At 50.5% G+C, this 14,319-nt stretch carries 10 protein-coding genes; 5 read left to right on the forward strand and 5 right to left on the reverse strand.

Annotation, left to right across the window (positions count from 1 at the left end):
* The first annotated feature begins 9 nt into the window (after nt 1-9).
* Nucleotides 10-417 carry a hypothetical protein gene (locus J3P34_RS01970; protein ID WP_210466051.1) on the forward strand — a complete coding sequence of 136 codons (408 nt, stop codon included), beginning with the start codon at nt 10-12 and terminating at the stop codon, nt 415-417.
* Nucleotides 418-438: 21 nt separating this feature from the next.
* Nucleotides 439-765, forward strand: coding sequence for a HesB/IscA family protein (locus tag J3P34_RS01975; protein WP_123127280.1), 327 nt, complete (start codon nt 439-441; stop codon nt 763-765).
* Between the two features lie 819 nt (nt 766-1,584).
* On the opposite strand, the gene J3P34_RS01980 is transcribed toward J3P34_RS01975, so the two are convergent.
* The 3 genes from J3P34_RS01980 to J3P34_RS01990 all read right to left on the reverse strand — a co-directional run bounded on the left by J3P34_RS01980 (nt 1,585) and on the right by J3P34_RS01990 (nt 4,143).
* Complete coding sequence (locus J3P34_RS01980; RefSeq protein WP_210466053.1) at nt 1,585-2,046, reverse strand: YybH family protein; 462 nt, start codon at nt 2,044-2,046, stop codon at nt 1,585-1,587.
* A gap of 132 nt (nt 2,047-2,178) precedes the next feature.
* Nucleotides 2,179-2,793 (reverse strand): YMGG-like glycine zipper-containing protein, encoded by a 615-nt coding sequence (locus J3P34_RS01985; RefSeq protein WP_246853496.1) that lies wholly within the window; start codon nt 2,791-2,793, stop codon nt 2,179-2,181.
* Between the two features lie 267 nt (nt 2,794-3,060).
* Complete coding sequence (locus tag J3P34_RS01990) at nt 3,061-4,143, reverse strand: acyltransferase family protein (protein WP_210486200.1); 1,083 nt, start codon at nt 4,141-4,143, stop codon at nt 3,061-3,063.
* A 346-nt stretch (nt 4,144-4,489) separates the two neighbouring features.
* Between J3P34_RS01990 and J3P34_RS01995 the strand changes: the two genes are divergently transcribed.
* Nucleotides 4,490-8,158 (forward strand): AAA family ATPase, encoded by a 3,669-nt coding sequence (locus J3P34_RS01995; protein WP_210486201.1) that lies wholly within the window; start codon nt 4,490-4,492, stop codon nt 8,156-8,158.
* 296 nt (nt 8,159-8,454) lie between these two features.
* Here J3P34_RS01995 and J3P34_RS02000 read toward each other — a convergent pair whose 3' ends face one another.
* Nucleotides 8,455-9,258, reverse strand: coding sequence for a thermonuclease family protein (locus tag J3P34_RS02000; RefSeq protein ID WP_246853497.1), 804 nt, complete (start codon nt 9,256-9,258; stop codon nt 8,455-8,457).
* Nucleotides 9,259-9,603: 345 nt separating this feature from the next.
* Between J3P34_RS02000 and J3P34_RS02005 the strand changes: the two genes are divergently transcribed.
* Together J3P34_RS02005 and J3P34_RS02010 are read left to right on the forward strand one after the other, a co-directional pair.
* The gene (locus J3P34_RS02005; RefSeq protein WP_210486202.1) at nt 9,604-10,959 is read left to right on the forward strand and encodes an ammonium transporter; all 1,356 of its coding nucleotides are present in this window, start codon (nt 9,604-9,606) and stop codon (nt 10,957-10,959) included.
* A gap of 278 nt (nt 10,960-11,237) precedes the next feature.
* A complete protein-coding gene (locus J3P34_RS02010) occupies nt 11,238-11,540 on the forward strand; it encodes a glycine zipper domain-containing protein (protein WP_210486203.1) in 303 nt (100 codons plus the stop codon).
* Between the two features lie 158 nt (nt 11,541-11,698).
* On the opposite strand, the gene J3P34_RS02015 is transcribed toward J3P34_RS02010, so the two are convergent.
* Nucleotides 11,699-14,158: a TonB-dependent receptor gene (locus J3P34_RS02015; protein ID WP_210486204.1), complete on the reverse strand. Its 2,460-nt coding sequence runs from the start codon at nt 14,156-14,158 to the stop codon at nt 11,699-11,701.
* Nucleotides 14,159-14,319 lie beyond the last annotated feature (161 nt).

A 14,319-nucleotide genomic window follows, 5' to 3' on the forward strand; every position in this document is an offset into this window, starting at 1 on the left:
TGCGAGCGCATGGATGTATCCACCAATGTGCACGTAGAGAGCGCCCGGATTCAGAAGCAGATTGAGGAGCATTTAGGCATGGAGGGAAGTCAGCTGCTGTTTGACTTCCGCCCCATGGAAGACCGGATGCGCCTTGATTTGATCACGGTGAACCCGCGGCACCACCAATCGTTCCTGTTCCATACGGTGACGGGCTATGATAAGGTGGATGCGCTTCGGAAGATGCTGGACTATGTGCGGCAGTCGCGTGACCAACAAAGTTCTTACACCATCCAATGGGTGGCGCGGGGCGAACGCGAGCTGAACACCTCCTACTTCCGGGCGACCAACATGTATGATGCGTTGGATAAACTATATTACGGCCGGGACATCAACACCATCACCGTTTTCAGTGTGGTTTTGAACCCAGTTTCTTAAAAATAAAGAAAGGACACGCGTATGATTACCGTTTCTGATAAAGCAAAAGAAAAAGTAGAGAAGCTGAAGCACGACTCTAACATAGATGACAGCTTCCGTTTAAGAGCTTCTGTGGCCGGTGGCGGATGCTCCGGTTTGTCCTACAAGCTGGACTTCGATGACGAGGTAAAGCCCATGGACCAGGAGTTTGAAGACAAAGGCGTGAAGGTAGTGGTAGATATGAAAAGCTTCCTTTACCTGGCCGGCACTGAGCTGGATTTCTCAGACGGGCTGAACGGCAAAGGCTTTTTCTTCAACAACCCTAACGCCAGCCGTACCTGCGGCTGCGGCGACAGTTTCTCTGTGTAAACTGTTTCAGATTTGTATAAAGCAAAAAGGCACCGCAAGCGGTGCCTTTTTGCTTTTAGGCTATTATTCAAAAACAGGCCTAAAAAGATCAGTTTTCTTTTTAAGTGTATTTTAGGTATATAAGTGTGTATAAGTTTGTGTAGTCTCAAGCTTTAATACTGTGTGCTGTGCGTAGTCTCTGACTACGCTACTCTAAGATAGCCAATCTCCTGATTGGCGAAAGCTGGTATCAAATTCTGCATCCATCTCCCATACACATTCTTGATACACGATTAAAACTTCTGCCCTTTTCCAACACGCCAATCAGGAGATTGGCTGTCCGGTAGGTGCGTAGAGTGCTGACGCTAACTCTACGCACAACCAAGTGTCCAACCTTTTTGATTTTCAATCCTGACTCATCAATTTTGAGTAAAGCACCCTTTCAACAACCCACAACGCTTCAAGAGAGATTTCTGAAAGGAGAACCTCCTTACTACTCCCCTTATGTCATCCTGAAAGGATCTTGTGGGCATACGAGAACTTCTTTGATTTAAAGCGATGGCTTCTTCTCTGTTGTGCTATTGTTGTGCATAGTCTCTGACTACGCCACTACCAGATAGCCAATCCTGATTGGCGAACCAGGAAGTCTGACCATCGAGAAGGATTTCCGGCCTGCTTTTTCAAAACCAACTCCAAAACACTAAGACTTACCTTAACGCCAATCGGGAGTAATCTGCCAGCTGAAAAGCTATCGTATCCTACTTACATCATTTAAAAAGCAAAAGCCTGGAGATAACTTCTCCAGGCTTTTTATGAAATTAACGCTAAATACTTTAATCCTTATCTGGCCACCTGCACGGGGTGGTCTTCTAATTGGGCGTAGTGAAGTTTCCAGACACCCTTGTCGTTCTTTTTCCAGAGCAGTAGGAAGTTACCCTCTCCTTCGCCTTTGGGTAGTTGACGGTCAGACGGGATCACATCTACAGTAAAAGTACCGCCTTCAAAGGCAATGTTCTCATCAGCACCCGAGCTGATTGGGAAGGTCTTCAGGTTTTCAATGGTACCCATAGTCTCGCGCACCCACTTCTGAGACACTTCAGATTTACCGTTGTAATGCACCTCGCCTTGCACAAAGTGCACATCCTCAGCCAACAGGGTATCCAGTTGGGATGAGTTTCTGCTGTTCCAGGCTCCTATAAATTGTTGGTTCAGTTGCTGCACGTTTACCGGCTCTTTCTTCTCAGTTTTAGTACAGGAGAAAAGCAGGGCCGCAAACAAAAACATGACGATGGACGATTTCATACGTTTGGATTTTAGTGAATCAATAAACCACATACTCGCTTTGAATATTAGAGGTTTCAAATATTGTAGATTTGTAATGAAAAAGCCCAAGCACAGGGCTTGGGCTTTCCTATATTCAGGCATGTGCCCAGCTTACCAGCTTTTTCTTCTGTATTCAGAATCGGCGTACGGCTTGGAATAGTCACCGTAGTTCTCGTTTGGCAAGAAAGACAGATTAGACATGCTCATGATCTGAGGCTGACCTGCAGTATAACCGGTGTAAGCCATGGCCGCTGGGGCTGCAACTGCAGCAGTTTTAGCGGCAGAAGAAGAGGATGATCTCTTGGCAGAACCTGCAGATCTGTTAGATGAGCTATAGGCGTAGGCTCTGTTAGCCGCTACGTTTCTGTTGAATTCAGCTTCGCGCTCAGCAGCCGCTCTTTTCTGTTTGTTGTCAATGATTTTACCAACACCGTATCCGGCGGCTCCACCAACAACGCCACCAACTACACCACCTACTACCCGGTTACGCTTGTTGATGATGGCACCTGCCGCAGCACCAGTACCAGCTCCAATCACCGCGCCTTTGGCTTGCGGGCTCCATTTTTTTCTTTCTTGCGCCTGGGCATGATTGAAAGCAACAGTCACTAAGAACAGTAAGGCGAATATCAAACTTAGCTTTTTCATGTTAGTATTTTTTAGAGTCTGTAAAATTTTATCTCTTATATTTCCTACCTTTTCAACTACCGTGCCAAAAATAGAAACCAACTTAAAATCATTCCTTAGATTAATTTTTACCGAAAATTAGTTTCCATCACCTTACGGCTGGCTCATAACGGCTCATCAGGTGCTAAAACGGATTTTGTAATATTTAGATACAGTGATATTTGCCCCTCACTTTGCAAGACTTAAAAATTCTGCATCAACAACACCAAATCCAGCCTAGAAGACTTATATCTCATAGAAAACCAAAGGCCAGCAATCTTTTAATAGCTGGCCTTTGGTTTTCTATGACTACCATTGCAGGAAACTATCTCACATAATCAGTTCAGAATTACTTTGCTGAACCCGAATCTTCCCAATTGCTTCTCTTTTTGCGAAAGTAAATTTACTATGAAGCTTTTTTAGCAATGGCCTTTCAATAAAGTAACTCAAAAGATACGCAACCACTATGACACACCCAGCCATCAGATTTATCTGCCAAAACATAGGGAGCATCTTCAGTTTGGGTTGGATAAATAACCTTCCTATCTCATTGTGGATCAAATACAGGCAATAAGATATTTGGGCGAGGAATAAGGAGCCTTTGTTAATAAAGAACGGCAGGTAGGAATTGATCGCTAAATAAAAGACCAGGAAGTAAAGCAATGTCATGGCAATATTTTCAGTAGGACTTAGCAGGTTAACAATCCCATGAATGTAGTTGGAATTACTTATTGCCAAAATAGAAGTCAAAAGACAAAGCCCTATTAAGGCCCATCTCCCTACAGATGACTTTTCATACTTTATCTTATTAAATATAATTCCAGCAAAAAAAGAAGGCCAAACGATCAAAAGTGGAAAACCATTTAAGATTACTATATGGGTAGGCTCAAATGAGCCTAAAGGAATGATACTTGTTATAAATAAATAACCTAAAAAGAGAGCTCCGCCCAACTCTACATATTGTTCTCCTCTCGTCCATAAGATTACAGCCAGCAATGCGTAAAAGAGAACTTCAACCAGGAGAGTCCAATAGACACCGTCCAGAAAGGGTATGTCTTGAAAGTAGTTAAGAAAAGCAAGGTTGTAAAAGTATTGGGTAACCAAAGCTCCTACCGGAACTCCATGCTTGAGGTTATATAAAAACATACACCCAAAAGTCAGGGAAGCACAAATCCAAAACATGGGAATCAACCTTAAAAATCTTTTCAGGCAGTATTCAACTACGCTTGGGTTACTTCTGAGTAGATTGTATCCCACAAAACCACTAATGATAAAGAACAGATCTGTTCCTCCGGCAAATAGCCGAAAAAAAGGAAACAAAAATGTTCCTCCTGAGAAATGAAAGAAGACGACTATAAATGCGGTGATCCCTCTTATACAATCTAACTCTACAATTCTTTTAGAAGGCACCATGCAAATAGTAAAATTCTGACTTCATGAAATCTATCGTTTTAGAATTTAATTTAAAAAATTTACCCTAAAACAATATTTACAAAGATAACAGCAGAAACCATATGCTTAATAATCCAAAGACTAAATAGAACTATTTACAACATCTTCAGTCAGGTATTTTAAATTTCCCAAAGGTACACAATTTGATAAGAGCCTGATTTCAAAACTATTAAATGAACCTTCAAGGACTTTAACTATTACATTCGCTCCTGCAGAAATTCATCCATATTTTTTAAAGGTCTTTACCTTATACTCTCCTCTTCCCTAAAACCTGTTATCTTTACTAACTCGCTTAGTTTCCAATCCCGTGAAGATAACTTCTGTTCGTTTCCTAAACCTGAACTCGCTGCAGGGCGAGCACCTTATTCGGTTCAATGAGGCGCCTTTGAGTGAATCTGGGCTCTTTGCCATTACCGGACCTACCGGCGCGGGCAAGACCACCATCCTGGATGCCATCACGGTGGCACTCTACGGGCAGGTGCCGCGCCACGGCCGCGATGTCTCTGAGATCATGACCCGCCACACGGGTGAGTGCTGGTCTGAGGTGGAGTTTGAGGCCCAGGAGAAAACCTACCGCGCGCGTTGGAACCTTCGGCGGAGTCGGGGCAAAGCCGATGGCAAGCTGCAAAGCCCTGTGATGGAGCTGATTGATGCCTCTACCCAGGAAATACTGGAGTCACGGCTCTCGGAGACGCGGCAGCGCATCATTGATTTGTGCGGACTGGATTTCCAGCAGTTCTTGCGCTCCGTCATGCTCTCCCAGGGTGATTTCACCCGTTTCCTGAAAGCCAGCGAAAGCGAGCGCAGCGAACTCCTGGAGAAACTCACCGATACGCGCATCTACTCCCAGATTTCCATGGCGGCCTATGAGAAGGCTAAAGTAGAAAGACAGAAACTTCAGGACCTGGAGCGATTGCTGCAGCTAGACCAACTTCTCCCCGAGGAAACCCGCGCTGCAATGGCGCAGGAGGTTACCGAATTGAAAGCCGCCGTCCGGCTGGCGAACCAGCAGGTACAGCAGCACCAAAGCCAGCAGATCTGGCTCAATAACCTGCAGAAGCTTTTCCAAAAAGAAGCTGACCTCCATCACCAATTAACCCAGGTCCAGACCCAGCAACAGGAATGGGCACCCAATTTGGAGAAGTTGCAGCGCCACGACCAGGTTCAACCGTTCCAATCCGATTTGGTTCGTCTCTCAGAGATTCAGAACCAGGGACAGGCTTATGCTAACTTCATCGGGCTTTTGCAGCAGCAGATTCCGGCCCAAAAACAGCTGGTCTCAGCTAACGCAGAGGCGGCCAGTACTGCCCGCGTACAACACCAGCAGGCCCTGAAAACCTTAGCGGAGGCGGAGCCCCGGTTAGACCAGGTACTGCAGCAAGACACGCATTTGGCGGCGCAACTAGCGCAATACACCAGAGACGAAGCGGCGGCAACCCAACTGCAGGCCCAGGTAAACGAGCTCTCCACTAAGTCTGACCAGCTGCAGGTAGAATTCAAAAGAATCTCGGAACTGGGAGTCTCTATCAAAAAGTGGCTGGGTGAGCATGCGCAGGACGAAGAACTAACCCAGACCCTCCACGAAGGGAAATCAGAATACAGAAGCCTGGAAGAGGTTCAGAAACAACAAGCTAAGCTCCGGAAAGAACAGGCAGATTCCCGGCTGAATTTCGAGAAAGAGGCCCAAAACGCCGCCTCCTGGAAAAGCCAGTTGGAGATCGCGGAACGCCACCTGAAAGAGCAGCAAACCACCCTGGCCCAACTACAGGAACAGGCCAAAGCCGCACTAAGGGGTCAGCAGCACGAGGCTTTGGAACAACTCTGCCACCGACTGCCGCAAGTTTGCAGCCAACTGGAAAAGCAGCTGGATATGAGCAAAAACTATTTGCAACTGGAAGCCCGCCGGCAGGAGCTGCAAAACTCTCTTTCCAAGACCACCCAAGACCTGCACCAACATCGCACCACGTTTACCCAAACCAAGACCGAGCGTGAACAGGCCCAGGACAAGCTCAAAGATCTGCAGCAGATTGTAGATTTGCAGCGCCAGATCCAGAAGTACGAGGATGCCCGCGCCCAACTGCAGCCTGAGCAACCTTGCCCACTGTGCGGATCTACGCATCACCCTTTTGTAGAGGAGCATCAGCCGCAAACTTTATCGGAAGCTGAGCAGAACCTGCAGCGGCAGCAACAACGCGTACAGAAATTGGATGGGCAGGAGCGGGAACTGGTCGCCGCGGTGCACAGACTGGAGCTGGCTAGTCAGCATAGCCATGAGCAGATACAGGAATTAGCGGCGCAGGCACAGCATCTGAATAACCAATTTACGCAACTCAACACTGTTCTGGAGCTCACGCATGAGATCTCAGGCGCCCAGGCCATAGACCAGTACTGGAGTGCCCGCAAAACCGAACTGCAGCATGCTACCGCCACGCTGGAGGAACTCCGCGCGCTGCGTACCCGCACCGAGACCGCCCACCACACTGAGCAAAAACTGCTCACAGAGCAACAGCGTATTCGGTATGAATTGGAGAAAACGGCTGAAAAACGCGCCCAGGCAGAAACCCAGATCAACCGCTTACAAGAAGAGTTAGAAGACCTGGCCGAGCAGGAGAAAGTCTTCTCTCAAACGCTTCAGTCGTTCTTCGGGACGTACGGCCTCTCCTACTCCGGAGACAACGGGGCTGACCTCCTTGCCCAGCTGGAGAAACGCAAGAACGATTATGAGCAGAAGAACGCGCAGATGCCGGAGCTGCGGGAGAAATACGTCCAGGCGAAGGGCGAGGCTGAAAGCTGCCAACGGTCTCTGGACGAAAAACAGCATGAACTGGCCCAGCGCCAGGAACACCTGCAGAAAAGCCTGACCCATCTGCAGGATCTCCGAGCCCAACGCTACAGGCTTTTACCAGAAGGGCTTCAGCCGCAAGCGGAAAAACAACGGCTGCAACAAGCATTGCAACAAGCCGCCCACACGCTGCAAACCGCCGATGCCACGCTGCAGAAAACCCAGGAACAGCTGAACCTGCTCACGCATCAGCTTACCCAAAAACAGCAGGAACAGGAGGCAAACCAACGCACGCAAACAGACCTGGAAACCGCGCTCCTGCAGAAGATCCAACCGCTGGGCTTCACCACCTTGGCCCGGTTGCAGGCCTTGCTCCTGCCTGAGGAGGAAGCCCGCCAGTTACGGGAGGAGCAGCACCAACTGCAGAAAGCCCTGCACACCCTGGAAAACAGCTTGCGTGAAACCCGCGCCGAGTACCAGGCCGAGAAAGAACGTCACCTCACCGAGCTGACCCTGGAAGAGCTGCAGCCGCTGATTGACACACTGGAGGAAGAGAAAAACCAGCACCTCGCCCAGATTGCCCGCCTGGAGATGCAACTTCAGCAAGACACCGACCTGCGCGAGCGGCACCGCCAACTCACCCAACAACTGGACGTGCAGAAAGGCGAAGCCGAACGATGGGACAGCCTTTCCCGCCTTATAGGCTCCGCCGACGGCAAGAAGTTCAGCAAGTATGCGCAGAGCTTGACCCTGGCGCGTTTGGTGGAACTGGGCAACCGTCACCTGCACCGCCTCAACGACCGCTTCCGGATTCTCAAGAGCAACGACAATGAACTGGAGTTGCAGATTCTGGATACCTACCAGGGAGATGCGGTCCGCTCGGTGAACTCTCTTTCCGGGGGAGAAAGCTTCCTGGTGAGCCTGGCCCTGGCTTTGGGTCTGTCTGACCTGGCCAGCCACAAAGCCCAGATTCACTCCTTATTTATAGACGAAGGTTTCGGAACCCTGGACGCCGACACGCTGGACATCGCTATGGATGCACTGGAAAGCCTGCAGGCCAGCGGCAAAATGATTGGGATCATCTCGCACGTAGAAGCGCTGAAAGAACGCATCAGTACCCAGATTGTGGTGGAGAAACAAGCCGGCGGCCATAGCAAAATCAGCGTGGTGAGCACCGTGGGCATGACTTTGTAAAGGTTCTTGCCAGACAGTCCCTGATTAAAAGTCAGAAGTTAAAAAGTGTTTAGCGCCTGTTTTCAGAAAAACAGGCGCTAAACGCTTTTTTCTTTTGTTGGGAAACTATTTGCGCAGACGCTCGCAGGACCTCCGGACCCTGCGAGGTCTATTGACCTTGATATTACGTATGCACACAGAAACTCCCCTCCTACCTTAGGAGGGGTGCCCGAAGGGCGGGGTGGTGAAAGACAGCAATACCTATCATTCTATTTCAAGCTTACTTTCCAAAAATCAGCCCTTAAACTGACCTCTTCTTAATCCGCGCAGGTTTTGCAGGGGGTGCGTTTCTCCTTTTGGGCCTGGGCTAAGGTGATGTTGGCCACAGTGCTTTTGCATTGCTCCAGGCGGCTGCAGTTAAGGTCAGTGTGGAAGATCTTGGAGCCTTTGCTTTGGCAGATGTACACTTTGCCGCCTTTCGTGATGGCGGAAGCTTTGGGGGAGGTAGTTTTCTGGGTTGCGGTGCCTTCCTCCTCGGTTTCTGTGTTCCCAGAGGCAGCAGATTTGCCGCGGCGGCTTTGGCGGTACTCCCAGGGGGCCTGGGGCGAAGGGCCTGCCCAGAGGCCGCGTTTCTCGGCCCGGGCCTCGGCTTCCAGGCGGGCCAGCTCCTGGTCTTTTGAGTAAGCGGTGTAATGCCAGGCGAAACCGTTTCTCACCAGTTCCTGGTTCAGGCTCCGGCCATCGGGCAGAATAATGGTGCCTACGGTACGACCGTAGCGGTCTACATTCTCCACCTCCAGCTGCACAAACTTCCCGAAAACCAGGTCTGAGGTAAACTGCCGGGCGCGGGTGCCGAAATCCTGCTTCTTCTCGGGGCAATCCACGCCCTGCAGGCGAACCGTCAGTGATTTTCCGTCCTTCAGCAACTCCACCGTGTCGCCGTCTTTAATGCCTATTACTTTGTACCCGTTCTCAGAAGCCTGTTCAGCTGCCTGGGCTTGCTTGTTTTCCTGACTATAGTCCTTGCTTTGCTGGCAGCCCAGCATGATACCCAGGCAAAGGAGCCAGAAAGTAAGTTTTGAGAAGGCAATGGTTGTGCGCATAGAAGGTGATTGGTTCATGGTTCAGGTACTCATACGTGGAAAGCTAAGGCTTGACACCATGTCTATCAGGAGAAATCTTCCCTGGCTAAAAGTTAAAGTTTACCTCGGGCGTCAAAATCTTTCCACATTTTAATGTTACCTGAAAATTAAGGATTTCTGAAATGATTTGACGCTCTGATGTGAAAGTATCAGGCACGGCTAAAGTGAGGCAGGGCATTTTAAGGAAATAGCAAAAGAGAAGATTGAAATTCGTTAACCCAGGAAATCATTCCTTAACCAATTCACAATCAAACAGTTTTATCGTTGAAATTTTTTCACAATATTAGACTGCCAAACTTTTACAAACATCATTTCAGGTTACTTATGATCACTTCTACTGCTACGGCCACCAAGCCCGCCAAAGCGCTCCCGGTCACTAAGCTTTCCAAAATCCCTTTCATCTTTTTGATGATTGTGGTAGGACTGACCTTCTTTTTTCCTTCCATCCCCAAGGTAGCGGCGCCCGCAAATCTAAACCAAGCTGATATTGCCTGGATGCTCACCGCCACGGCTTTTGTGCTGCTCATGACCCCGGGTCTGGCCTTTTTCTACGGGGGCATGGTGAACCGCAAGAACGTGATTTCCACTATGCTGCAGAGCTTTATCTGCATGGCCATGATTGCGGTGATCTGGGTCGTTTTTGGGTTCAGCCTGGCATTTGGGGAGTCCATAGGAGGCTTTATCGGAAACCCGGCCACGTTCTTCATGATGCGAAACGTGCTGGATGGCGCTCCCTGGGAGTTGGCTCCTACTATCCCGCTGGCGCTTTTTGCCATGTTTCAACTGAAATTCGCCATTATCACACCGGCATTGATCACAGGCGCTTTCGCTGAGCGGATACGGTTTACGTCTTACACCGTTTTCATCCTGCTTTTCTTTGTCTTTATCTATGCACCTTTGGCACATGCCACCTGGCACCCCCAAGGGGTCCTGTTCAAACTGGGCGTTTTGGACTTTGCAGGCGGCACGGTGGTACATATGTCAGCGGGTTGGGCGGCTTTAGCCTCAGCGCTGTTCCTGAAAAGAAGACACGAACCCACGCACTCGCCGGCCATGATCACGTTTGTGCTGCTGGGCACCGGTTTGCTGTGGTTTGGCTGGTTCGGGTTCAATGCCGGTTCAGCTATGGGCGCCAATTCCCTGGCCACCACAGCCCTGGCTACTACCATGACCGCCTCGGCCGCCGCCGCCCTGGCCTGGATTTTCTTTGACGGGGTGAAAGGCCGCAAACCCTCGGCCATGGGTACCTGTATAGGCGCCGTAGTAGGCTTGGTTGCCATCACCCCGGCCGCCGGGTTCGTGACGCTACCGCATTCTATCGCTATTGGCGTGATTTCCGCAGTGATCAGTAATCTTCTGGTGGATTTCCGGACCCGCACCAGCGTGGACGATACCCTGGATGTATTCCCTTGCCATGGGGTGGGCGGAATGGTAGGCATGCTGTTGACCGGCGTTTTCGCCAGCAAAGGTGTGAACCCCGCTATTCCAGACCAAGGACTTCTCTTCGGGGAAACCAAACTGTTTATGGCCCAGTTCGGGGCGCTGATTGGCGTGTCTATCTTTGCTTTTGGCGGTTCATGGGTTTTATTGAAAGTGACCAATCTGATTTCCCCGCTGCGGGTTTCCGGCGAAGAGGAACAACTGGGCCTTGACCTTTCACAGCACGACGAGAAAATGTAAATCCTTTTTAAACCAGATCTCATAAAAGAAACGAGCCGGGAATAGCCTTTCAGAGGTTATTCCCGGCTCGTTTCTTTTATGGCTAATTACAGTAATAGGCCCTGGTTCTCGGCTATTAATCTGCATTTTGGAGTTCTTTCTATGGTAAGCTAGTATCCGTTGAATGTTCTGCACCAAGAACCTTCCTCCTATCTTTAATCCTATTACATTCTTTTTTATAATCATAACACATGTTTTCATACCTCGTTTAATACAACTACACCAACCAAGAGAAGATTATGAAAAATCTGAAGATATCTTTGGTCATGCTGTGCTCTGTGTTAGTATTAGGCGGCAGCGTGACGCACGAGGCACAAGCCCAGGAAGTTAAAAAAGAAAGAAAAGGCTGGAGTAAAAAAGCCAAAGGTGCTGTCATTGGCGGGGCCGGTGGTGCTACAGCCGGAGCCATTGTGGGCGGTACCAAAGGCGCCATTATTGGGGCCGCAGCTGGTACCGTAGCCGGAGGCGCTATAGGCAGAAAGAAAGACCGGAAGAAAGACCCCAAGCGCTATGACCAGTACGCCAAGAAGAATAATGACTAACTCCCTTTGATTTGTAAGTCAGAAAAGAGGGCATCTCACCGGAGATGCCCTCTTTTTTTGTACCCGTAAATTCCAGGGTTGAGCTTACATGTTTTAAGCCTATTTCCCTGAAAAGAACCTGAAAACGTATTACCAACAAGGCACCACACAGTCCTCGGTTAATTCCCTTCACCTTCCCGCTCAGGGCCATTGGGCATCTCTCCTTCGTTTTCGCCCCGCTCCTTTTTCTGGGTCACATTCCCGAAGCGGTAGCTGAAACCCACATACACCAATTGGCTCTGCGGCTTGTAGCGGCTGGTTTCCTCAAACTCGTTCCCGAAGCTGGTGGCGTTGAACCGCATGGTGTTGAACAGGTCCTGCACGCGCAGAATAATGTTTCCTTTTCCTTTCAGGATTTCTTTGCGGGCACTTAGGGTAGTCATGAAGAACGCAGAACGCTCGCCCTGCACCGTAGCCGTAGGCGACCGGTAGTTCACGGCCAGCTGCACCTCAGTTTTATAAGGCAACGTGAAAGAAGAATTCAATCGGCTGGTCCAGGAAAGGCGGCTGTTGGTCGCCAGGCCCTGCTCGGTACCGTCAATGGTGTACTTAAACCCCGAGGCATTCATGTTCAGGCGCCACCAGGGCGTGAGGGTAGCGGTACCGGTCAGCTCAAGGCCGTAGGAGTGCCCCTGCCCGATGTTCTGGAAAGTGGTATAGGTGATCTGGCGTTCATCTCCGGGTGCACCAGGAAGCAACTGCCTCACGGGCTGCACAATATCGGTCATGTGCCGGTAAAACACGCCGGCAGTGGCGGTTACGTGGGTCCAGAAACGGAGGTAGTTGAACTCGTATGAATTGGTGAACTCAGGGTTTAGATTGGGATTTCCCTGGCGCTGGTTGTAGAGGTCAGAGATATCCAGGAACGGGTTCAATTGGCCGGACCACGGGCGGTTAATACGGCGGCTGTAGCTGGTCTGCACCTTCTGCTCCTCAGAGAACTCATACGTCAAGAAGAGGCTAGGAAACAGGTTGAGGTAATCACGGTGGTTGCGGCGGCTCTGGGTGATCTGGTCGGTGATGATGTTGGTTTGCTCCAGGCGCGCACCCAGTTGGTAACTGAATTTCTGGATGGCATTGCCGTAGTTTCCGTACACGGCGTGCACCCACTCGTCATACAGAAAATGATTGGTGCGGCCTACGCTGTTTTCAAACCGGCCGGTTTCAGGGTTCAAATCGGTGGCCTGCACGTCTACATCGCTGCGCTCAAACGTGGAACGGTAACCGGCCTCCCATTTGCCTTTCTCCCCGATGGGTTGCACGTAATCGGCTTGGAGGGAAAACTCGCGCTCGCGCTCCAGCGCCTTGTTCCGCTGCAGCAACGATGGCCGGAACGCGCTCGGCGAACCGTCAGGGTTAAAGAAGTACTGGCTGAAGGCATCCTCGCCCGGCTCATACTCGTGGTTGAAAACGGCATCGGCGGTGAGTTCCCGGCCTTCCTGCGCAAAGGTCTTCCGGTAACTGAGCGAGTATTCCCACAGGTCGCGGCTCTCGCTGCCCTGCGAAATACGGGTAGAGGTACTGTCCAGGTCGCCTTCCTGGCCTAGAAACTCATAGAAAGTGGAGCCCTCATTCTCCCGGATGCCGTTGCGGTACAGCACCGAGCCCGTGAGGCTCTGCGTCTCGGTCAACTGGTAATCAGCCCCGAAACGGATATTGTGGTTCCGGTTGAGGTTGCTGTTACGCGAATTCTGTTGTTGCAGGCTTACTTCCTGTCCGGCGGGTCGGTTGGTCCGGAACAGGGAGCCGGTGCCTTTGCGCCAGTCTTGCCGGAAATCATAGTTGGTGAACAGGTTCAGCTTGCCCAGGCGGTAGTTCAGATTCAGAGACGAGTTGTACCGGTTGCCCATGCCCGCATTGGCAGAGACCACCCCGTTAAGGCCCCTTTGCTTCTCTTTTTTCAAAATGATGTTCAAAACGCCACCGGTACCGCTGGGGTCATACTTAGACGATGGATTGGTGATGACTTCCACCCGGTCAATGGCGCTGGCCGGAATTTGGTCCAGCCCCAGCCCGCTTAACGCTGAGGGTTTTCCGTCAATGAGAATGGTGATGTTAGAGCTGCCACGCATACTCACCGAGCCATCCTGGTCTACCGTGACGGAGGGCACATTCTGCATCACATCCACAGCCGTGCCGCCCACGGTAGACAGATCCTGCCCCACGTTGTACACCCGCCGGTCCAGCCCGTACTCCACCTGCTCGCGTTGGCCCACCACTTCCACGGCCTTCAACTGCGTACTCGCCGACCGCATCGCAATCACCCCCAGATCCACCGAGGGCACGGCAGCGCTCACCTCCACATTTGGCACCACGCGGGTAGCATAACCCACAAAGGAAATCTTCAGGTGATATCTACCGGCCGCTACCGGGGCCACGGTGAACGAGCCATCCCCGTCCACTAGGGCACTGCTCACAATCGCGGAATCTCGGCCCGAAAGGAGCGCGGCGGTGGCGTACCCCACTGGCTGCTTGGTGATGGCATCCTGCAGTTTGCCCGAGATTTTTCCCTGAGCCTGGGCAGCGGTGTAGCCAAACAAAAGTATACAGAGTAGAAAAAGCCGGAGGAGATGTTTCATGCGGGGGATAAATTAGGTAAGCGTACTTAAATGATTCTCTTTTGATAGAAACGGCCCCAAAACACATAAGTGTCAAAGAACTTAGGCTAATTGGAGCCTTCCGGCGCCCAAAGGTTTAATGGTTGAGGCACGTTTTCTTAAAACAACCGAAATCCTCTTCT

It is taken from the genome of Rufibacter aurantiacus, from assembly GCF_017916345.1.
In the GTDB taxonomy this organism is placed as follows: Bacteria; Bacteroidota; Bacteroidia; order Cytophagales; family Hymenobacteraceae; genus Nibribacter; species Nibribacter roseolus.

Excerpts from the sequence above, each read along its gene's own strand:
- J3P34_RS01990 (WP_210486200.1), bottom strand. The coding sequence starts at position 4,143 with ATGGTGCCTTCTAAAAGAATTGTAGAGTTAGATTGTATAAGAGGGATC.
- J3P34_RS02000 (WP_246853497.1), bottom strand. The coding sequence starts at position 9,258 with ATGAACCAATCACCTTCTATGCGCACAACCATTGCCTTCTCAAAACTT.
- J3P34_RS02015 (WP_210486204.1), bottom strand. The coding sequence starts at position 14,158 with ATGAAACATCTCCTCCGGCTTTTTCTACTCTGTATACTTTTGTTTGGC.
- J3P34_RS02010 (WP_210486203.1), top strand. The coding sequence starts at position 11,238 with ATGAAAAATCTGAAGATATCTTTGGTCATGCTGTGCTCTGTGTTAGTA.
- J3P34_RS01975 (WP_123127280.1), top strand. The coding sequence starts at position 439 with ATGATTACCGTTTCTGATAAAGCAAAAGAAAAAGTAGAGAAGCTGAAG.
- J3P34_RS01980 (WP_210466053.1), bottom strand. The coding sequence starts at position 2,046 with ATGAAATCGTCCATCGTCATGTTTTTGTTTGCGGCCCTGCTTTTCTCC.
- J3P34_RS01970 (WP_210466051.1), top strand. The coding sequence starts at position 10 with ATGGATGTATCCACCAATGTGCACGTAGAGAGCGCCCGGATTCAGAAG.
- J3P34_RS02005 (WP_210486202.1), top strand. The coding sequence starts at position 9,604 with ATGATCACTTCTACTGCTACGGCCACCAAGCCCGCCAAAGCGCTCCCG.